General features: G+C 69.2%; 21 protein-coding genes. 13 read left to right on the forward strand and 8 right to left on the reverse strand.

Annotated features, from left to right (window positions below; all coding sequences use genetic code 11):
• The 9 genes from CY658_RS29120 to CY658_RS29160 are packed head-to-tail and all read left to right on the forward strand — an operon-like array spanning window position 1 to window position 7,851.
• Window positions 1-336 carry an aromatic ring-opening dioxygenase subunit LigA gene (locus tag CY658_RS29120; protein WP_101493479.1) on the forward strand — a complete coding sequence of 112 codons (336 nt, stop codon included), beginning with the start codon at window positions 1-3 and terminating at the stop codon, window positions 334-336.
• Window positions 333-1,160: an extradiol ring-cleavage dioxygenase gene (locus CY658_RS29125; RefSeq protein ID WP_101493480.1), complete on the forward strand. Its 828-nt coding sequence runs from the start codon at window positions 333-335 to the stop codon at window positions 1,158-1,160. Before CY658_RS29120 ends, CY658_RS29125 begins: the two co-directional genes overlap by 4 nt.
• A gap of 20 nt (window positions 1,161-1,180) precedes the next feature.
• Window positions 1,181-1,588, forward strand: a complete 408-nt coding sequence (locus CY658_RS29130) for a 5-carboxymethyl-2-hydroxymuconate Delta-isomerase (RefSeq protein WP_101493481.1) — start codon at window positions 1,181-1,183, stop codon at window positions 1,586-1,588.
• 19 nt (window positions 1,589-1,607) lie between these two features.
• Window positions 1,608-2,411 carry a 2-oxo-hept-4-ene-1,7-dioate hydratase gene (gene hpaH / locus CY658_RS29135; protein ID WP_101493482.1) on the forward strand — a complete coding sequence of 268 codons (804 nt, stop codon included), beginning with the start codon at window positions 1,608-1,610 and terminating at the stop codon, window positions 2,409-2,411.
• Window positions 2,412-2,422: 11 nt separating this feature from the next.
• Window positions 2,423-3,244, forward strand: a complete 822-nt coding sequence (gene hpaI / locus CY658_RS29140) for a 4-hydroxy-2-oxoheptanedioate aldolase (RefSeq protein ID WP_101493483.1) — start codon at window positions 2,423-2,425, stop codon at window positions 3,242-3,244.
• Between the two features lie 39 nt (window positions 3,245-3,283).
• Window positions 3,284-5,020: a dihydroxy-acid dehydratase gene (gene ilvD / locus CY658_RS29145; RefSeq protein ID WP_101493484.1), complete on the forward strand. Its 1,737-nt coding sequence runs from the start codon at window positions 3,284-3,286 to the stop codon at window positions 5,018-5,020.
• Between the two features lie 37 nt (window positions 5,021-5,057).
• Window positions 5,058-6,050, forward strand: coding sequence for a Bug family tripartite tricarboxylate transporter substrate binding protein (locus tag CY658_RS29150; protein WP_101493485.1), 993 nt, complete (start codon window positions 5,058-5,060; stop codon window positions 6,048-6,050).
• An 18-nt stretch (window positions 6,051-6,068) separates the two neighbouring features.
• Window positions 6,069-6,860, forward strand: coding sequence for a class II aldolase/adducin family protein (locus CY658_RS29155; protein ID WP_101493486.1), 792 nt, complete (start codon window positions 6,069-6,071; stop codon window positions 6,858-6,860).
• A gap of 13 nt (window positions 6,861-6,873) precedes the next feature.
• Window positions 6,874-7,851, forward strand: a complete 978-nt coding sequence (locus CY658_RS29160; protein WP_101493487.1) for a 2-dehydropantoate 2-reductase — start codon at window positions 6,874-6,876, stop codon at window positions 7,849-7,851.
• A gap of 18 nt (window positions 7,852-7,869) precedes the next feature.
• On the opposite strand, the gene CY658_RS29165 is transcribed toward CY658_RS29160, so the two are convergent.
• The 3 genes from CY658_RS29165 to CY658_RS29175 all read right to left on the reverse strand — a co-directional run bounded on the left by CY658_RS29165 (window position 7,870) and on the right by CY658_RS29175 (window position 10,765).
• On the reverse strand, window positions 7,870-8,664 hold the full coding sequence (locus CY658_RS29165) for a hypothetical protein (RefSeq protein ID WP_101493488.1): 795 nt from the start codon (window positions 8,662-8,664) through the stop codon (window positions 7,870-7,872).
• Between the two features lie 334 nt (window positions 8,665-8,998).
• Window positions 8,999-9,712, reverse strand: coding sequence for a YebC/PmpR family DNA-binding transcriptional regulator (locus CY658_RS29170; RefSeq protein ID WP_101493489.1), 714 nt, complete (start codon window positions 9,710-9,712; stop codon window positions 8,999-9,001).
• 96 nt (window positions 9,713-9,808) lie between these two features.
• Window positions 9,809-10,765 (reverse strand): DMT family transporter, encoded by a 957-nt coding sequence (locus CY658_RS29175; RefSeq protein WP_101493490.1) that lies wholly within the window; start codon window positions 10,763-10,765, stop codon window positions 9,809-9,811.
• Between the two features lie 141 nt (window positions 10,766-10,906).
• Here CY658_RS29175 and CY658_RS29180 point away from each other — a divergent pair, with 141 nt between their 5' ends.
• Complete coding sequence (locus tag CY658_RS29180; RefSeq protein WP_101493491.1) at window positions 10,907-11,845, forward strand: LysR family transcriptional regulator; 939 nt, start codon at window positions 10,907-10,909, stop codon at window positions 11,843-11,845.
• Here the strand turns inward: CY658_RS29180 and alr are convergent.
• Complete coding sequence (gene alr, locus CY658_RS29185; RefSeq protein ID WP_101493492.1) at window positions 11,788-12,885, reverse strand: alanine racemase; 1,098 nt, start codon at window positions 12,883-12,885, stop codon at window positions 11,788-11,790. The genes CY658_RS29180 and alr overlap by 58 nt on opposite strands.
• A gap of 171 nt (window positions 12,886-13,056) precedes the next feature.
• On the opposite strand from alr, the gene lplT reads away from it, so the two are divergent.
• From lplT to CY658_RS29200, 3 genes are read left to right on the forward strand one after another with little or no spacing between them, the layout of a single operon-like run.
• Window positions 13,057-14,361 (forward strand): lysophospholipid transporter LplT, encoded by a 1,305-nt coding sequence (gene lplT / locus CY658_RS29190; protein ID WP_101493493.1) that lies wholly within the window; start codon window positions 13,057-13,059, stop codon window positions 14,359-14,361.
• Window positions 14,362-14,421: 60 nt separating this feature from the next.
• A complete protein-coding gene (locus CY658_RS29195) occupies window positions 14,422-15,312 on the forward strand; it encodes a DMT family transporter (protein ID WP_101493494.1) in 891 nt (296 codons plus the stop codon).
• Between the two features lie 11 nt (window positions 15,313-15,323).
• Window positions 15,324-15,812, forward strand: coding sequence for a glutathione peroxidase (locus tag CY658_RS29200; RefSeq protein ID WP_101493495.1), 489 nt, complete (start codon window positions 15,324-15,326; stop codon window positions 15,810-15,812).
• Here CY658_RS29200 and CY658_RS29205 read toward each other — a convergent pair whose 3' ends face one another.
• The 4 genes from CY658_RS29205 to CY658_RS29220 form a co-directional block, all read right to left on the reverse strand.
• On the reverse strand, window positions 15,813-16,247 hold the full coding sequence (locus CY658_RS29205; RefSeq protein WP_101493496.1) for a hypothetical protein: 435 nt from the start codon (window positions 16,245-16,247) through the stop codon (window positions 15,813-15,815).
• A 98-nt stretch (window positions 16,248-16,345) separates the two neighbouring features.
• Window positions 16,346-17,584 carry a glycolate oxidase subunit GlcF gene (glcF, locus tag CY658_RS29210; RefSeq protein WP_101493497.1) on the reverse strand — a complete coding sequence of 413 codons (1,239 nt, stop codon included), beginning with the start codon at window positions 17,582-17,584 and terminating at the stop codon, window positions 16,346-16,348.
• 24 nt (window positions 17,585-17,608) lie between these two features.
• Complete coding sequence (glcE, locus tag CY658_RS29215; protein ID WP_101493575.1) at window positions 17,609-18,727, reverse strand: glycolate oxidase subunit GlcE; 1,119 nt, start codon at window positions 18,725-18,727, stop codon at window positions 17,609-17,611.
• A 16-nt stretch (window positions 18,728-18,743) separates the two neighbouring features.
• A complete protein-coding gene (locus CY658_RS29220) occupies window positions 18,744-20,246 on the reverse strand; it encodes an FAD-linked oxidase C-terminal domain-containing protein (RefSeq protein WP_101493498.1) in 1,503 nt (500 codons plus the stop codon).
• Window position 20,247: the final 1 nt, after the last annotated feature.

The following is a 20,247-nucleotide window of genomic DNA, read 5'->3' on the forward strand; positions in this document are numbered from 1 at the left end:
ATGAGCCTCTATGCGATGCAGAAGTTCTTGTTCGCGCTGAACCGCGACGCCGAGGTGCAGCGCCGCTTCGGAGAAGGTGGCGACACGCGCGCCACGCTGCTGGCCGGCTACGACCTGAACGACGAAGAGCGCGAAGCGATCGGCAGCGGCGACATCGGCAAGCTCTACGTGCTCGGGTGCAACGGCCAGTTGCTGATGCACTTCGCGCCGCTGCTCGGCATCGCATGGGCGGACTATCTGGAAGCCATGCGCGAAGGCGTGCGCAAGTACGGGCCCGTGCGCGCGGGCATCTATGCCATGACAACCGGCACGAACGAAAAGGTGGCAGGCGTATGAGTCTCGTATTCGCAGGCGTGTGCAGCCACGCCCCCGGCATCACGGGCCGCGCGCATCTCGCCGACCCGGCGGTGAAGGACGAGTTCCACGCGCAGTTCCATCGCTTCGGCGAGGCGATGCGCGCCGCGAAGCCCGATGCGGTGATCGTCATCGCGGCCGAGCACTTCGCGAACTTCTTCATGAACAACATGCCCGCGTATGCGATCGGCATGGCCGACAGCTACGAGGGCCCGATCGAGGACCCGAAGTGGCTGGGCATCGAGGCGCGCACCATCCCCGGCGACGCCGCGCTGTCGCAGCGCCTGATCCGCGAAGTGATGCAGACCGTGGACGTGGCCTACGCGGAAGAATGGAAGTTCGACCACGGCATCATGGTGCCGCTGAACTTCCTCACGCCGGACTTCGACACCAAGGTCATTCCCGTGAACATCAACTGCCAGGGCCCGCCGCTCACGCCGCTGCACCGCGCGTGGGCTTTCGGCGAGGCCTTGCGCCGCGCCTGCGACAAGGCGCCCGAGCGCATCGCGCTGGTGGGCACGGGCGGCATCTCGCACTGGCCCGCCACGCCCGATTCGGGCAAGGTGAATGCCGAATGGGACGCCGAGTTCATGCGCCGCTGGTGCGCCAACGACCGCGAGGCGCTGCTCTCGCAGGCCGACTACAACGACGAGGCCACCTACCGCGAAGCGGGCCAGGGCGGCTTCGAGATCCGCACCTTCCTCAGCGTGGCCGCGGCCGCGCGCGGCAAGGGCGAGATCTTCCACATGAAGGCCATCCCGATCTTCGCGGTGACCTGCACGGCCGCCGTGATGTCGGTGGCCTGAACAAGACAAAGAGAACACGCATGCCGCACCTCGTGATCCTGTACACGCCCAACATCGAGGCCGAGACCGACGTGTCGGCACTGTGCCGCACGCTGGCCGACACCATGCTCGAACAACGCGACGAGGCCGGCAAGCCCGTGTTCCCCACCGGCGGCACGCGCGTGCTGGCCTACCCGGCCGCGCACTACGCGGTGGCCGACGGCCAGGCCGACTACGCCTTCGTGTACCTCAACCTGCGCATGGCCTCGGGCCGTTCCGAGGCGGTGAAGAAGAAAGCCGGCGACGACCTGCTGGCCGCCGTGCGCACGCATTTCGAGCCCGTCTTCTCGCAGCGCCACATCGGCATCACACTGCAGATCGACGAAGCGCCGGGGCAGGTGTACGACGGCAAGCACAGCAACCTGCATCCCCTGTTCAACAAGACCTAAGCACCGAGAAGCGAGCCCCATGCTCTCCACCGCCACCATCGCCCAACTGGCCGCCGAACTGCACGAGAGCGAGAAGTCGCGCGTGCAGGTCGAGCATTTCTCCAAGCGCTTTCCCGAGATGACGATCGAGGACGGCTACGCCATCTCGCGCGAATGGGTGAAGCACAAGATCGCCGAAGGCCGCATCGTCAAGGGCCACAAGATCGGCCTCACCTCGCGCGCCATGCAGCAGTCCAGCCAGATCGACGAGCCCGACTACGGCACGCTGCTGGACGACATGTTCTTCGAGCAGGGCGGCGACATCCCGTTCACGCGTTTCATCGCGCCGCGCATCGAGGTCGAGCTGGCCTTCGTGCTCGGCAAGAAGCTGCAGGGGCCGAACGTGACCATCTTCGACGTGCTGGCCGCCACCGACTACGTGGTGCCCGCCATCGAGATCATCGACGCGCGCATCGAGCAGTTCGACCGCCACACCAAGGCCATGCGCAAGGTGTTCGACACCATCGCCGACAACGCGGCCAACGCCGGCATCGTGATGGGCGGCCGGCCGGTGAAGCCCGACGCGGTCGACCTGCGCTGGGTGAGCGCGCTGCTCTACAAGAACGGCGTGATCGAAGAGTCGGGCGTGGCCGCGGCCGTGCTCAACCACCCGGCCACCGGCGTGGCCTGGCTCGCGAACAAGCTCGCGCCGTGGGACGAATGCCTCGAAGCCGGCGAGATCGTGCTAGGCGGTTCGTTCACGCGCCCCACCACCGCCGTGCCAGGCGACACCTTCCACGCCGACTACGGCCCGCTCGGTTCCATCGCTTTCCGTTTCGTCTGACGAGTTTTTCCATGCACACCCCACTCAACACTTTCAAGCAGGCCATGCAGGCCGGCCAACCGCAAATCGGCCTGTGGGTCGGCCTGGGCGACGGCTACGTGGCCGAGCTGCTGGCCGGCACCGGCTACGACTGGCTGCTGGTCGACGGCGAGCACGCGCCCAACGACGTGCGCTCGGTGCTCGCGCAGCTGCAGGGCATTTCCAGCGCGTGGTCGGCGCAGCCCGACGCGCAGCGCTCGCACCCCATCGTGCGCATTCCGGTCGGCGACACCACGCTGATCAAGCAGTACCTGGACATCGGCGCGCAGACGATCCTCGTGCCGATGGTCGACACCGCCGAGCAGGCCGCGAAGCTGGTGCAGGGCATGCGCTACCCGCCCGAAGGCATCCGCGGCATGGGCAGCGCGCTGGCGCGCGCCTCGCGCTGGCAGGCCTACCCCGATTACCTGCATGAAGCCAACGCGCAGACCTGCCTGCTGGTGCAGGCCGAGACGGTCGAGGCGATGAAGAACCTCGACGCCATCGCGGCCACGCCGGGCGTGGACGGCGTGTTCATCGGCCCGGCCGACCTGTCGGCCTCGATGGGCTTCGTGGGCCAGCCCAACCACCCCGAGGTGCAGGCCGTGATCGCCGACGCCGTCGCACGCATCCGCAAGGCCGGCAAGGCGGCCGGCATCCTGTCGACCACCGAGGAGCAGGCGCGCAAGTGGCTCGCGGCCGGCGCACTGTTCGTGGCGGTGGGCGTCGACACGATCCTGCTCGCGGCCGCGGCCAAGCAGCTGCTCGCAAAGTACAAGGCCGCGCCGGGCGCCACCGCGCCCAATGGCTACTGACCTCTCACGCCCTTTCACGAGCCAGCCTTCGCCAGCCGCATGACCACGCCCACCGACCCGACACCCAAGCGCTTCCGCTCCGCCACCATCCGCGAGGGCACGATCCGCGCGACCACGCGCAGCTTCCTGCACGCGCTGGGGCAGGACGACGAGGACATCGCGCGCCCGCACGTCGGCGTGTTCCACACGGGCGGCGAGATGAGCCCGTGCAACCTCAACCTGCGCGAGCAGGCGCAGCACGCCAAGACCGGCATCTACGCGGGCGGCGGCACGCCGCACGAATGCCCGGTGGTGTCGGTGAGCGACGGCCTGACGATGGCGCACTCAGGCATGCGCTTCTCGTTGATCTCGCGCGAGCTCATTGCCGACAGCGTGGAAGCGTCCACCCGCGGCCACCAGTGGGACGGCATCTTCGCCATCGGCGCCTGCGACAAGAATCTGCCGGGTCTGATGATGGGCATGGCCCGCTGCAACGTGCCCAGCGTGTTCGTGCATGGCGGCTCGGCGCTGCCGGGCCAGATGCCCGGGCCCGACGGGCGCGACCTCAACGTGGTCGACACCTACGAGACCATCGGCAAGGTGCTGGCCGGCACGGCCACGCACGACGAGCTCGACGCCATGAGCCGCGCCTGCCTGCCCACGGCCGGCGCCTGCGCGGGTCAGTTCACGGCCAACACGATGGGCATGGTGTCGGAGGCGCTGGGCCTGGCGCCCATCGGCTCGAGCATGGTGCCGGCGGTGTTCAGCGAACGCGCGCCGCTGATGCGCCGCGCCGCGAAGCAGCTCATGAAGGCGGTGATGGGCGATGGCCCGCTGCCGCGCGACGTCGTGACGCGCAAGGCGCTCGAAAACGCCTGCGCCGTGGTGTCGGCCACGGGCGGCTCGACCAATGCGGCGCTGCACCTGCCGGCGATCGCGCACGAAGCGGGCATCAAGTTCCATCTGGACGACGTGGCCGAAATTTTTGCGCGCACGCCGCTCATTGCCGACCTGCGCCCGGGCGGCCAGTACCTGGCGCGCGACGTGTACTACATCGGCGGCGCGGGCGTGATCCTGCGCACGCTGCTCGAGCAAGGCTTCCTGCACGGCGACGCCCTCACCTTCACCGGCCGCACGCTGGCCGAGGAAGTGGCCGACGCCGCCGCGCCCGACGGCCGCGTGGTGCGCACAGCGGGTGACCCGATCACGCGTGACGGCGGGCTGGCCGTGCTCAAGGGCAACCTCTGCCCCGACGGCGCGCTGCTCAAGACGGCAGGCTTGCAGACGCTGGTGCACCGCGGCCCGGCGCGCGTCTTCAACTCGGAAGAAGAAGCGCAGGCCGCCGTGCAGAACCGCCGCTACGAAGCGGGCGACGTGATCGTCATCCGCAACGAAGGCCCCAAGGGCAGCCCCGGCATGCGCGAGATGCTGGGCATCACCGCGCTGCTCTACGGCCAGGGCATGGGCGACAAGGTGGCGCTGTTGACCGACGGGCGTTTTTCGGGTGCCACGCGCGGCCTGTGCATCGGCTACGCGGGGCCCGAGGCGGCCGACGGCGGACCGATCGCGGTGCTGCGCGACGGCGACATGGTGGCCATCGATGCACGCGCCGCGGCGCGCAGCATTTCGGTCGAACTGAGCGCCGACGAAATCGCCTCGCGGCTGGCCGGACGTGAGGTAAACGCGGGGGTGGTGCACGGTGGTTTGTTGGAAAAATACGCGCTCACCGTGCGCCCTGCCCACCAGGGCGCCGTGACCCACTCGGGCGCGGTCACCTGGCTGCGCGACGAGTCGTGATCCTGCTCCCTCCTCACCCCTCCGAAAAGAGACAGACATGACCTTCACCCGCCGCCACATGCTGCAGTCCACCGGCGCCTCGGCGCTGCTCGCCAGCCTCGGCCAGCAGGCCTTTGCGCAGGCTGCCGCGCTCGAGAACGCGACCATCGTCACCGGCTTTGCGGCCGGCGGCACCTCGGACACCACCTGCCGGCGCATTGCGCTGAAGCTGAGCCCCGACTACGCCAAGACCGCCGTGGTCGAGAACCGCACCGGCGCGGGCGGCCAGATTGCTGTGAGCTACGTCAAGGGCCGCCCGGCCGACGGCACCACCATCCTGCAGACGCCGACGTCGATCCTCACGATCTACCCGCACATCTACAAGAAGCTGCCGTACGACCCGATGGTCGACCTCACGCCCGTGAGCCTGGCCTGCATCTTCGACTTCGGCTTCGCCGTGGGTCCGGCCGTGCCGGCCACCGTCAAGACGGTGCCCGAATTTCTCACCTGGGCCAAGGCCAACCCGGCCGGCGCCAACTACGGCTCGCCGGCCGCGGGCTCCACGCCGCACTTCATCGGCGCGCTGCTGGGCAAGCAAGGCGGCGTCGAGCTCAAGCACGCGGCCTACCGCGGCACGCAGCCGGCCATGCTCGACCTGCTGGGCGGCAACATCTCGGCGGTGTCGGGCCCCATCGGCGACATCACGCAGCATCTGCAATCGGGCAAGGTGCGCATCCTGGGCGTGTCGGGTGCCAAGCGCAGCCGCTTCGCGCCCGATGTGCCGACCTTCGGCGAGCAGGGCATCAAGAACATGGCGCACAGCGAATGGTTCGCCTTCTTCCTGCCGGCCAAGGCCTCGCCCGAACTCGTGGCCAAGCTGAACACGGCGATGAAGAACGCGCTGGCGCAAAAAGACGTGATCGACGGCCTCGGCACCTTCGGCCTGGAAGCGATGTCTTCCACGCCTGCCGAGCTGGGCGATCTGTTGAAGAAGGACACCGCCAAGTGGGCGCCGATCGTCAAAGAGGTCGGCTTCACCGCGGAAGGCTAATCACATGAAGGAACTGCCATGAACACACTCGCCACCACTGCGCCGTCGGCGCTGGTCCATCCCTCGATCCATCCCGACGAGCGCGCCGCGCGCGAAGAGCTCGCGGCCTGCTATCGCGTGTTCGCGATGCTGGGCTGGGTCGAGATGATCTACAACCACATCACGGTGCGGCTGCCCGACAGCGTGACGGGTGGCGAGAAGCAGTTCCTCATCAACCCCTTCGGCCTGCACTACAGCGAGGTGACGGCCAGCAACCTGGTGAAGATCGACCTGCAGGGCAAGGTGCTCGACGGTTCGACGCACCAGGTGAACCCGGCCGGCTTCGTGGTGCATGCGGCCATTCACGACGGCTTGCCCGGCGCGCACTGCGTGATGCACACGCACACCACGGCCGGCGTGGCCGTGGCCTGCCTGCAGGGCGGCCTGCAGCAGACCAATTTCTATACCGCCCAACTGCACGGCATGGTGGCGTACCACGACTTCGAGGGCATCACGATCCATGCCGACGAAGGCCCGCGCCTCTTGAAGAGCATCGGCGACCGCAACGCGGTGATCCTGCGCAACCACGGCCTGCTGGCCTGGGGCCAGACGCTGCCGCAGACCTTCGCGATTTTGTGGACGCTGCAGCGCGCTTGCGAGATCCAGATGGCGACCTTCTCGATGGGCGCCGCGATTCCGGTGGGCGAAGAGATTGCGCAGCGCTGCACGCGCGACGCACTGCAGTTCAGCCCCGCGCATGGCGCCGGGCAGGACGTGTTCAATGCGCTGGTGCGGCAGGTGGACCGCATCGACCCGAGCTACCGCAACTGAGGCGCTTGTTCCCATGAAGATTTGCATTTACGGCGCCGGCGCGATCGGCGGATGGATCGGCGTCGGCCTCGCACAGGCGGGCCAGCGCCTCAACGTAGTGGCGCGCGGTGCCACGCTCGACGCGCTGCAGAAGGACGGCCTCTCGCTCATGCGCGGCGACGTGCGCACGCGCGTGCCGGTGAACGCGGTGGCCGACCCCGAGGCACTCGGTGTTCAAGACCTGGTGGTGATCGCTGTGAAGGCGCCCGCGCTGGCCGGCGTGGCCGAACGCATCGGGCCGCTGATCGGGCCCGACACGATCGTGCTGGTCGCGATGAACGGCGTGCCGTGGTGGTTCCTCGAAGGCGGCTTCGGCGGCGAGATCATGGGGCATCGCCTCGCGGCCGTCGACCCCGAGGGCGCGATTGCCAAGGCCATTCCGTCGCGCAACGTGATCGGCTGCGTGGTGCACGCCAGCTGCTCGCTCGACGGACCGGGCGTGGTGCGGCATCACTTCGGCAACGGACTGATCGTGGGCGAGCCCTCGGGCGAAGCCACGCCGCGCGTGCAGAAGCTGGTCGAGCTGCTGAAAAGCACGGGCATCGACACCACGCTGTCGCCGCAGATCCAGAAGGACGTGTGGTTCAAGCTGTGGGGCAACATGACGGTGAACCCGATCAGCGCGCTCACGGGCGCCACCACCGACCTGATCATGGGCGACGACTACGTGCGCGGTTTCATCTCGGCAGTGATGCTCGAGGCCAAGGAGATCGGGCGGCGCATCGGCATCGAGATCACGCAGAGCCCCGAAGACCGGCACGCGGTGACGATGAAGCTCGGCGCGTTCAAGACCTCGATGCTGCAGGACGTGGAAGCGGGCCGTTCGGTCGAGCTCGACGCGCTCGTCACCGTGGTGCGCGAGCTGGGCGAACTGACGGGCGTGGCCACGCCGTTCACGGATGCGCTGCTGGGGCTGGCGCGGCTGCGGACGCGGCAGCTCGGGTTGTACTGAGCGGGCTGCCCCGCCGTCTTACCAACGCTTTTCGGGCGCGGCGGCGATGAACTTGGTGCAGGCCTCCACGGCCTTCGCGCGCTCGTCGCGCAGCAGTTGCCAGTTGTCGGCCTGCCACCGCGCCCAGGCGACCGGCTCCGACTGGTAGCGGCATTCGATCGGTGGACGCATGAAGCCGGGGCGCCCCAGGTCGGCGCCGAACTTGAGGCGGAACAACTCGTCCGATCCCAGCAGGTTTTCGTAGACCAGGTGCCACGGCCCCGGGAGCAGCAGGGTGTCGGCCTCTTTCGGAATCTGGCGCGCCGCCTCGATCTCCTCGGGCGTGGAGCCGTCCGTCAGGGCGGTGGCCAGCGCGGTCTCGGCGCGCTTGCGGTAGATGTCGGTGGCGACCTTGCTCAAGGCGTCGTTGAGTTCGCGCATGGCGGGGTTGACGCCCAACGGATCGTCCTTGAGTTCTTCGAGCGTGGTGCCGCCCAGGTCGTCTTTCGAGAAGCTTTGCGCACCCACGCCGCCCGCCAGCACCGCGAACGCGACGTTCAGCGCCACCTGTCCGGCGACGTTGTTGATCGTGTTCTCGCGGCGCACCACGCGCAGGTGCTCGATGCCGGGTTTGTAGGTGCCGCGGTTGAAGCGCAGATGGGTTTGCGGGGGTGCGGCGGGTGCTGCTTCGGCGGGCGCTGAAGCTGCGCCCATCGGTTGTGGCGCGGCCGCTTCGGTCTGGGCTTGCGCCGAGAAGCCGGCGATGGCCAGTGCCAGGCCGAGGGCATGCCGTGCGGCACGCGACGGCGTTCGTTTCTTCGTCGAATGAGTCATTGAACTGTTTTCCTCCGGCGCGGATTGTCTCCGGTGGAGTGCTCAGTTCATTCGACGATGTTCGGGGCGTGTGCACAGGCCACCGGGTACTTCCCTCCGCGAATGTCCTCCGGCCTGCGGCCTCCCCCTTGATTTCGCTGCGGGAAGCACCCAGTGTCCTGCGCACACCGAGCGCGGTCGTTGTGCGGGTCGATCAACGACCGCACTGCCCAGCGCTCACGTCGATGGGGTGCCTTGCGCAGCGAAATCAAGGGGGAGCCCGAAGGGCGGAGGACATTCGCGGAGCAAGGCTCCCCGTCGGCGGGAGCGTCGCCCTGAACGTCAGCCGTTCAGTTCAACCAGCCAGCCCGACGTACACGTTCTGCACGTCGTCGTTCGCATCGATGGCGGCAAGGAAGGCTTCGACCTCTTCCAGGTCCGCAGCACTCAGGCTTGCCGGATCGATCGGGTTCTTGGGCCGGTAGCCCAGCTTGGCCGACAGCACGGTGAAGCCCTGGGCCGGCAGTGCGCGGCTCACGAGGTCGAGGTCGGCGGCTTCGGTCAGGAACAGGGTGGTGCCGTCTTCGGCGCCGGGCTCGAAGTCTTGGGCGCCGGCTTCGATGGCGGCCACTTCGGCATCGGCGTCCGGGGTGGCGGGTTCGGCCTCGATCATGCCGAGGTGGTCGAAGTCCCACGAGACCGAGCCGGAGGTGCCGAGCTGGCCCTTGCGGAACAGCACGCGCATTTCAGGCGCGGTGCGGTTCACGTTGTCGGTCAGGCATTCGACCATCACGGCCACACGGTGCGGGGCGAAGCCCTCGTACATCACGTGGTCGAAGTGGACCGCCTCGCCCGTGAGGCCGGCGCCCTTCTTGATGGCGCGGTCGAGCGTGTCCTTCGGCATCGAGACCTTGCGGGCCTGCTCGACGACCAGCCGCAGCCGCGCGTTCGAGCCCGGATCGGCGCCGTTGCGCGCAGCGATCATGATTTCCTTGGCCAGCTTGCCGAACAGCCGGCCCTTGGCATTCGCGGCCACGTCCTTGTGCTTGGCTTTCCATTGCGCGCCCATGTCTGCATTCCTTGGTGTTGTGGGGGGCGGCGAAACGCCGCAGCCCCCGAGGATGCCACGAGCCGGAGGCCTCGCACAGCGGGGCCCCTTCCGCCGTCAGGGGCGCCGCGTCAGTTCGCCCTCCTCGGGCGCCAGGCTCACCCACAGGGCGGCGCCCACGATCAGCAGGCCGCCGGCCCAGCCCCAGGGGCCGATGCGCTCGCCCAGCCCGAGGGCCGCGATGGCGGCGCCGAACACCGGCTCGCTGCCCATGAGCAGCGACACGCGGCTCGGGCTGCTGCGCGAGGCCGCGTGGTTCTGCGCGAAAAAGGCGAACACGGTGCACAGCAGCACGAGGTAGGCCATGCCCCACCAGAAGCCTGCCGTGGCGGGCGGCAGGTGCCAGGCGCCGCCGCCCGACACGGCCACCAGCGACAGCGCCGCCGCGCCCAGCGCCATCACGCCGGACTGCACGGCCGTCAGCGTGAGCGCCGGCAGGTTGTGGCGACCCGCCAGCCGGCGGGTAAGGCACACCATGACGGCGCGCAGGAAGGCGGCGGCGAGCATGAGTGCGTCGCCCCACCCCATCGACAGGCTGGCGAGCGAAGGCGCCGACAGCAGGGCCGCGCCCACGGCCGAGAGCCCGGCCGCCCAGAACACGCGCCGCGCGGGCCGCCGGCCCAGCAGCCACCATTCGACGAACGGCGTGATCGCCACGCACAGGCTGATGAGGAAGGCGGCGTTGCTCGCCAGGGTCAGCGAGACGCCGAAGGTCTCGCACAGGAAGATGGCGAGCAGGTTGGCGCCCAGCAGGCCGCCCACGGCGAGCCCCTGGCGCCATTGCGGGTCATGCCACAGCGGCCGCAGCGCGGGCAGCAGCACGAGAAAGGTGAGGCCGAAACGCAGCGCGACGAACTCGAGCACGGGCAGCTGCTGCGTCGCCTGCTTGGCCACCGCATAGCTGCCGCCCCAGACCGCCGCCACGAGCAGCAGCATGAGTTCGGCGGGGCCGAAGCCGGCCGTCCACGACCTGCGCCCCACCGGGACCGCACCTTGCAACGCCTTTGAATCCATACTGTCTGCCCGCGGCCCGGGGCGCCTGAAAGAAGAAGAGAAGGCGCATTGTTCCGGGCGGCACCAGGGCCGCACAGCCGTCGGCCGGAACAGGACTGTTGCGTGGTCGGAACGAATTCATTTCTCAAGGTGCTGCCCGAGATGGTGACCTTTGTGCGGGTCGCCGAGCTCGGCAGCTTCTCGGCCGCCGCCGACCTGCTGGGCATCACGCCCTCGGCCGCGAGCCGGCAGGTGAAGCGGCTCGAACAGGAGATCGGCGTGCAGTTGCTGCAGCGCACCACGCGCCAGCTGCGGCTCACGGAGCCCGGCGCCGAAGCCTTCGCGCGCTGCCGCGAACTGGTGACGGCGGCGCAGGGTGCGATGGACATCGGTGCGCAGTTCGCGCGCACGCCGGCCGGCCGGGTGCGCCTGAGCGCGCCGAAGGCCTTTGCGCGGCGCGTGCTGCATCCGCACCTGCTCGACTTTCTGCGCAAGTACCCGGCGGTGGACGTGCAGCTGGTCGTGGCCGACCGCGACATCGATCCGATCCGCGAAGGCGTCGACCTCGTGGTGCGGCTGACCACGGCGCCGCCCGAGGGGCTGGTGGCGCGGCGGCTGATGGCGGTCGAACACATCCTGTGCGCCACGCCGGCCTACCTGGCGCACCACGCCGCCATCGCGCACCCGCACGACCTGCGCGCGCACAGCTGCCTGTCGCTGGGCGAGCACGAGCGCGACAACCACTGGCGATTTCGGAAGGAAGGCGAAGACGAGGTCGAGGTGGTGGTGGACGGTCGCTACGTCTGCAACCACAGCGAGATGCGGCTCGACGGCGCGCTCGCGGACCTGGGCGTGGCCTGCGTGCCGGCCTTCACTGCGCGCGAGGCGCTGGACGACGGCCGCGTGGTGCGCGTGCTGCCCGAGTGGACGCTGCAGGGCTCCTACCGGGGGCACGCGTGGCTGATGTACCCGCCCAGCCGCTACCTGCCGCCCAAGTGCCGGGTGCTCGTGGAGCACCTGCTCGGCGCGCTGGCCGGCAGCGGCTATTCGTCAGCCGGTGCGAAAGGCACCCGCGGCGCGACCGCGCACATGAGTTCGTAGCCGACGGTGCCGGCGGCCTTCGCCACCTCGTCGATCGGCAGCACCGCACCGGTCAGGGCCGAGCGGCCCCACAGCGTGACCTCGGCGCCGAACTGCGCGTCGGGCACGGGCGTGAGGTCGACGGTGATCATGTCCATGCTCACGCGGCCCACCATGCGGGTGCGCACGCCGTTCACGAGCACCGGGGTGCCGGTGTCGCAGTGGCGCGGGTAGCCGTCGGCATAACCGACCGCCGCGATGCCGATGGTGAGCGGGCCCTCGGCCGCAAAGCGCGAGCCGTAGCCGATGGTGTCGCCGGCCTTCAGCGTCTGCACCGAGATGAGCCGGGTCGACAGCGTCATGGTCGGCTGCAGCTGCCAGTGCGCCGCGTCGTGTTCGGGAAAGTCGGGCGCGCTGCCGTACAGCACGATGCCGGGGCGCACCCAGTCGCCGCGCGTGCGCGGTGCGTGGCGCAGCGTGGCCGCGCTGTTGGCGATGGAGCGCTCGCCGGGCAGGTCGCGCGTGGCGCGCTCGAACACCTCGAGCTGGTGCTCGACGCCGCGCGGGCCGTCGGCGTCGCTGAAGTGTGTCATGAGCGAGATCTCGTCGACCTGCGGGAGCGCGTTCAGGCGCGTCCAGGCCGAGCCGAAGCGTTCGGGCGTGAAGCCCAGGCGGTTCATGCCGGAGTTCATCTTCAGGAACACGCGCTGCGGCTTCAGCGTTTTGTGGGCTGCGAGCATGTCGATCTGCTCGTCGCAGTGCACCGAGTGCCACAGGTCCAGCCGCGAGCACAGCTCCAGGTCGCGCGCGTCGAACACGCCTTCGAGCAGCAGCACCGGGCCGCGCCAGCCCAGCGCGCGCACGCGCTCGGCCTCGGCCAGGTCGAGCAGCGCAAAGCCGTCGGCACCGCGCAGGCCTTCGAAGACACGTTCGATGCCGTGCCCGTAGGCGTTGGCCTTGACCACGGCCCAGACGCGGGCGTCGAGCGCCGAACGGCGGACGCGGTCGAGGTTGTGGCGCAGGGCGGCGGTGTGGACGGTGGCGAGAATAGGGCGCGGCATGGGGGGTGTTGGGGTGGTTTCAGACCACGTTTTAGCATCTTCGGGAATGGGGTCGAATCCCGTGGGGATGCCTGAATTCACGTCGTACCCCCATGCTATAACCGCCCATTCGCACCTGACGCGACACTTTTTCACTACCGCCAGCAGACCCTCTGGCCAGCCAGCCCATCGATGAAGCGCGGTTTTTACACGATCATGTCGGCCCAGTTCTTTTCGTCGCTGGCCGACCAAGCGCTTTTCGTCGTTGCCGTCGATCTCATGCGAAGTTCAGGCGCCCCCGAATGGCAGCGGGCCGCCCTGGTGCCGATCTTCGCGGTCTTCTATGTGGTGCTGGCCCCGCTGGTGGGTGCCTTTGCCGACGCATTGCCCAAGGGCAAGGTGATGTTCATCAGCAACGCGATCAAGGTGATCGGCTGCCTGATGATGCTGTTCGGTTCGCACCCGCTGCTGTCGTATTCCATCGTGGGCCTGGGCGCCGCGGCCTACTCGCCGGCCAAGTACGGCATCCTCACCGAGCTGCTGCCGTCGTCGCAGCTGGTCAAGGCCAACGGCTGGATCGAAGGGCTGACCATCGCGTCGATCCTGTTGGGCATCGTGCTCGGCGGCGTGCTGGTGGGCCATGCGGTGTCGACCCAGCTGCTGCTGATCGACCTGCCGTTCGTCGACACCGGCATCGACTCGCCGGCCGAAGCCGCCATTGCGGTGCTGATCTTTGTCTACGCGCTCGCGGCCTGGTTCAACACCCGCATCCCGCACACCGGCGTCGAGATGCGCCCGCTGCGTTCCGACCCCCAGCAGAGCATGGTGCGCAACCTGGCCGGCCTGCTGCCCGACTTCTGGCACTGCAACGCCCGCCTGTGGCGCGACCGGCTGGGCCAGATCTCGCTGGCGACCACCACGCTGTTCTGGGGCGCGGGCGGCAACCTCAAGTACATCGTGCTGGCCTGGGCCGCCGTGGCGCTCGAATACAACACCACCCAGGCTTCGGCACTGACCGGCGTGGTGACCATCGGCACCGCGGTGGGCGCCATCGTGGCCTCGATGTACATGCGGCTGGACATGGCCACGCGCGTGATCCCCATGGGCATCGCAATGGGCGTGATGGTGATCGGCATGAACTTCATCGGCAACGTCTGGCTGGCGGTGCCGTTCCTGATCATCCTGGGCGGCCTGGGCGGCTTCCTGGTGGTGCCGATGAATGCGCTGCTGCAGCACCGCGGCCACAACCTGATGGGCGCGGGCCGCTCCATTGCCGTGCAGAACTTCAACGAGCAGGCCTGCATCCTTCTGCTGGGCGGCTTCTACAGCGTGTGCACGGGCCTGGGCCTGTCGGCCTACGGTGCGATCAGCGCCTTCGGCCTCGTGGTGGCGGGCTGCATGTGGCTCATCAAGCGCTGGCACGAGAACAACCTCAAGAAGTATCCTGAGGAAGTCGAGCACCTGCTGGCCATCGCCCGCAGCGACAAGCACCACTGATTTCGCGCGACCGCGTTGGTGCAATGGCCGGCGCGCCGAGCGCCCCCACTCCAACGCCTCATGCCCGCCCTTGCCCTGATGTTCAACGCCTTCGTGTGGGGCGTTTCGTGGATTCCATTTCGCCAGATCGCCAGCCACGGGCTGCATCCGCTGTGGACGACCTGCCTGATCTACCTCGTCATCGCCACGGCGATGGGCCTGGTGCGCCGGCACGCCTGGAAAGCCTTCAGCGCGTTCCCGATGCTCGTGGCGCTCGGCCTGGCGGCGGGCTTCACCAACGTGGGTTTCAACTGGGCCGTGACGCAGGGCGACGTGGTGCGCGTGGTGCTGCTGTTCTACCTGATGCCGCTGTGGAGCGTGATGCTGGCCTGGCTGCTGCTGGGCGAGCGGCCGACGGGCGGTGCGCTGGCGCGCGTGGCGCTGGCGCTCACCGGCGTGGTGGTGGTGCTGAAGGCGCCGGGCACCGACTGGCCGGTGCCCTCGAGCCTGCCCGACTGGCTGGGCGTGGCGGCGGGCTTCGGCTTTGCGGTGACCAACATCGTGCTGCGCCACCTGCGGCATGCGCCGGGCGAGTCGCGCGCGCTGGCGATGTTCTGGGGCTGCACCGTGGTCGCGGGCGTCGGCGCGGTGAGCGGCACCGCGTTCGGCGGCATCGATTCGCCGCTGCTCGCCACGCCCGGCTGGTTCGGCTGGGCCGCGCTGCTGGGCACGGGCTTCATCGTCGCCAACGTGTGCCTGCAGTACGGCGCGCCCAAGCTCGCGGCCAGCGCCACCTCGGTGATCATGCTGTCGGAAGTGCTGTTTGCCAGCGTCTCGTCGGTGGTGCTGGGCGCGTCGACCATGAACTCGCGCATCCTCGTCGGCGGTGCGCTGATCGTGCTGGGCGCGGTGTGGTCGGCGTTTGCGCGAACCCCGCCCGCGCGCGATGATGGCGTTTCCGCGTCCACCTGAGGAACTCCCCCATGACCAGTGTCTATGACTTCAAGGCCACCCGCATCGACGGCAAGCCGGTGAAGCTCTCGACCTTTCGCGGCAAGGTGCTGCTGATCGTCAACACGGCGAGCAACTGCGGGTTCACGCCGCAGTTCGAAGGACTGGAAGCGCTGCACGAAAAGTACGCGGGCCTGGGCCTCGCGGTGCTGGGTTTTCCGTCCAACCAGTTCGGCGGACAGGACCCGGGCACCAACGAGGAAATCGGCGCCTTCTGCATGACCAACTACGGCGTGAGCTTCCCGATGATGGAGAAGGTCGACGTCAACGGCAGCGGCGCCCTGCCGCTGTACCAGTGGCTCACCAAGGAAAAGCCGGGCCTGCTGGGCAGCACGGCGATCAAGTGGAACTTCACCAAGTTCCTGGTGGGGCGCGACGGCACGGTGCTCAAGCGCTACGCGCCGCTGGACACGCCGGCCTCGCTCACGCGCGACATCGAGGCGGCGCTCGCCGCCGACTGATCAGAACCGGAAGTCCGCCGTCTTCGGCGCACCGCCGACCGTCACGGTCTGGCTCTTGCTCTCGCCGGTCGACGTGCTCACGTCGATCACGTAGCGCCCTGCCGGCAGGTCGATCAGGCAGACCGGCCCGGTGGCGATGAAGGCCATGGCGGCGGACGAGTTCGCGTCGCCGCCCTTGATCGCGACATTCAGGTTGGCCAGGTAGGCCCCGTCGGCGCGCGCGAACAGCAGCGACAGCGGATGGTTCTTCATGGCGGCACGCATCGCATCCGACTCGTCGGAGCCGATGCCGCCGCACACATAGCGCGCGGTGCCGGCGCCCTGCCAGGCCGGCAAGGCCGACGGCGGCTGCTGTGCCTGCGCGGCGACGGTGCCTGCGATGCAGACAGCGGCCAGCAGCGCGCGGCGCAGCGGAAAAGCAGAAACGAAGGACATGGCGCGAACTCCTTGCAGCGTCTTCGGTTCGCCATGATGCGCCCCGCACGCCGCTCGCGCGCGTCGGACGACAACGTGCCGTGCCGTCCGCGCAGGCCCTACCCTGCCGGCGCCTGCAGCGCCGCGTCGAGCAGCTCGACCCAGTGCCGCACGGGCGTGTCGCCGCTGCCGCTTTGCAGGTGCGTGATGCAACCGATGTTGGCCGAGGCGATGGTGGTGGGCTGCAGCTGCTTCAAGTGGCCGAGCTTGCGGTCGCGCAGCGGGTACGCCAGCTCGGGCTGCAACACCGAGTACGTGCCGGCCGAGCCGCAGCACAGGTGCGATTCGTTCATCGCCACGCGCACGTCGAAGCCGAGCACGCGCAGGTGCGTCTCGACGCCGCCGCGCAGCTTCTGGCCATGCTGCAGCGTGCAGGGCGGGTGGTAGGCCACCACGCCTTCGGGCGCACGCACGCGGGCCTTCAAGGCGGGCACGAGATCGGGCAGCAGCTCGCTCAGGTCGCGCGTGAGTTCGCTGATGCGCGCCGCCTTCGCCGCATAGGCCGTGTCGTGCTGCAGGATGTGTCCGTATTCGCGCACAGTGACGCCGCAGCCCGAGGCGTTCATCACGATCGCCTCGACCTCGTTGCCTTCGACAAAAGGCCACCACGCGTCGATGTTGGCGCGCATCTGCGCCTTGCCGCCTTCCTGGTCGTTGAGGTGGAACTTCACGGCGCCGCAGCAGCCTGCCTTGGGCGCGACCACGGCCTGGATGCCGGCCGCGTCGAGCACGCGCGCGGTGGCGCTGTTGATGTTCGGCGCCATCGACGGCTGCACGCAGCCCGCGAGCATCAGCACCTTGCGCGCATGCGTGGCGGTGGGCCAGCGTCCGGCGTCCTGCTTCGCGGGCACCTTGGCCTTCAGGGCCTCGGGCAGCAGGCCGCGCACCGACTGGCCGAGCTTCATCGCGGGGCCGAACAGCGGCGACGGCAGCGCCTCTTTCAGCAGCCAGCGCGTGGCCGACTCCAGGGCGGGGCGCGGCACTTTCTCGTCGACGATCTTGCGGCCGATGTCGACCAGGTTCCCGTACTGCACGCCGCTCGGGCAGGTGCTCTCGCAGTTGCGGCAGGTGAGGCAACGGTCGAGGTGCAGCTGCGTGCTGCGCGTCGGCGCATGGCCTTCGAGCACCTGCTTGATGAGGTAGATGCGCCCGCGCGGCCCATCGAGCTCGTCGCCGAGCAGCTGGTAGGTCGGGCAGGTGGCGGTGCAGAAGCCGCAGTGCACGCACTTGCGCAGGATGGCTTCGGCTTCGCGGCCCGCGTCGGTGTCGCGGAATTCGGGGGCTAGTTCGGTTTGCATCGCGGGGTGGGTGTCGTTTCTTTTTTAAGACTCGCCTGCGAAGAGCCGGCCGCGGTCGAAGACCCCGTGCGGATCGAACTCCTGCATCAATGCGCGATGGATGCGTGCCACGGGCGCGCTCAATGCGTCGAAGCGCGGCACGTCGCAGTCGGCGGCTTGCGCCGCGGGCACGCGGAACAACGTGGCGTGGCCACCGGCTGCCTGCGCGACTTCACGCAGACGCGCAGCCTGCGCGGGCGGCGCGAGGTACCAGCGCTGCCCGCCGTGCCACTCGATCAGCGGTGCGGCGCAGCCATCGATGGCGATCACCGGCGCGGTCTGCGGCACCGAGAGGCGCCACAGCGCCAGCGAACCTTCGGCGTCGAGCGCGAACCACGGCATGCGCTGGTCGCGCAGCGCGGCCCAGCCGGCGGCCGCGCGCACCGGGTCCTGGCGTTCGCCGCCGAGTTGCGTGCAGGCCGCTTCCACGGCCGCCACGGCGCCGCGCAGCCGCAGACGCAGTACGCCCGCGCCGGGCGCATGTTCGAACCAGCTGCTCGCGTTCAGCGGCAGCGGGCGTCCGCCCCATTCGTTGAGCAGTCGCAGCGCATCGGCCTGGGTGCAGGCGAAGGCGAGCGTGGCCTCGGCGGGCGCGACGGGCAGCACCTTGAGGCTCACTTCGGCGATCACGCCCAGCGTACCGAGCGAGCCGGCCAGCACGCGCGAGACGTCGTAGCCCGCGACGTTCTTCATCACCTGGCCGCCGAAGCTCAGCACCTCGGCGCGGCCGTTGATGAGCATGGTGCCGAGCACGTAGTCGCGCACCGCGCCCACGCTGGCGCGCGCCGGGCCGCTGAGGCCTGCCGCGACCATGCCGCCGACGGTTCCGCCGTCGGCAAAGCACGGCGGCTCGAACGGCAGGCACTGGCCTTGTTCGGCGAGCGCGGCCTCGAGCTCGGCCAGCGGCGTGCCGGCGCGCACGGTGACGACCAGCTCGCTGGGCTCGTAGCTGGTGATGCCGGCGAGGGCGCGCAGGTCGAGCAGCTCGCCGTGCGGCGGTTGGCCGTAGAAATCCTTGGTGCCGCCGCCGCGCAAGCGCAACGGTGTGGCATCGGCCGCGGCGGCGCGCACGCGCTCGACGACCTGCTGGAGGGCGGTGTCCATGTTCGTCATCACGTTCTCAGAATCTCGGCAGGTCGGGGTGCGCCAGCCGGCCGCCGCGCACCACCTCTTTGCCGTACTCGGCGCAGCGCTGCAGCGTGGGAATCACCTTGCCGGGGTTGAGCAGACCGGCGGGGTCGAAGGCGCGCTTGATGCCGAACATCTGCTCGTTCTCGGCCGCGGTGAACTGCACGCACATGCTATTGAGCTTTTCCACGCCCACGCCGTGCTCGCCCGAGACGGTGCCGCCCATGGCGACGCTGGTCTCGAGGATGTCGGCGCCGAACAGCTCGCAGCGGTGCAGCTCGTCGGGGTCGTTGGCGTCGAACAGCACCAGCGGATGCAGGTTGCCGTCGCCCGCGTGGAACACGTTGCAGCAGCGCAGGTTGTATTTCTTCTCCATCTCCTGGATCGCCAGCAGGATGTCGGCGAGCCGCTTGCGCGGGATGGTGGAGTCGAGGCACATGTAGTCGGGGCTGATGCGGCCCGACGCCGGAAAGGCGTTCTTGCGGCCGCTCCAGAATTTCATGCGCTCGTCTTCGCTGGTGCTCACGGCGATGGCGGTGGCGCCACAGCCGCGCAGCACGTCGGTCATGCGGCCGATTTCTTCTTCGACCTCTTCCGGCGTGCCGTCGGATTCGCACAGCAGGATGGCGGCGGCGTCGAGGTCGTAGCCCGCGTGCACGAAGTCTTCGACGGCGGCGGTCATGGGCTTGTCCATCATCTCCAGGCCGGCCGGGATGATGCCCGCGGCAATCACCGCTGCGACCGCGTCGCCGGCTTTGCGCACGTCGTCGAAGCTGGCCATGATGCAGCGCGCCAGCTGCGGTTTGGGCACGAGCTTCACCGTGACCTCGGTGGTCACGGCCAGCATGCCTTCGCTGCCGATGGCCAGCGCGAGCAGGTCGAGCCCCGGCGCATCGAGCGCCTCGCCGCCGAATTCGATCGGTTCGCCCTCGGCCGTGAAGCCGCGCACGCGCAGCACGTTGTGCAGCGTCAGGCCGTACTTCAGGCAGTGCACACCGCCCGAGTTCTCGGCCACGTTGCCGCCGATGGTGCAGGCGATCTGGCTCGACGGATCGGGCGCGTAGTAGAGGTTGAAGGGCGCGGCCGCTTCACTGATCGCGAGGTTGCGCACGCCGCACTGCACGACGGCCGTGCGACTCACGGGGTCGACCTTCAGGATGCGGTTGAACTTGGCGAGCGACAGCGTCACGCCCAGCGCGTGCGGCATGGCGCCGCCCGAGAGCCCGGTGCCGGCGCCGCGCGCCACCACGGGCACGCCGAGCTGGTGGCAGGCCTTGAGCACGGCGGCCACCTGCGCCTCGGTCTCGGGCAGGGCCACCACCAGCGGGCGCTGGCGGTAGGCCGTGAGGCCGTCGCACTCGTAGGGCGTGGTGTCTTCGGCGTGCCAGATGAGCGCATGCGTGGGCAGGTGCGCCTGCAGCGCCCGCACCACCTGCGCCTGGCGCTCCGCCTTCGACAGCTGCGTGTGCTGGTCGGTCGTGACGGGAGCATTCATG

Origin of the sequence: Variovorax sp. RO1, assembly GCF_002849325.1 — a bacterium.
In the GTDB taxonomy this organism is placed as follows: Bacteria; Pseudomonadota; Gammaproteobacteria; order Burkholderiales; family Burkholderiaceae_C; genus Variovorax.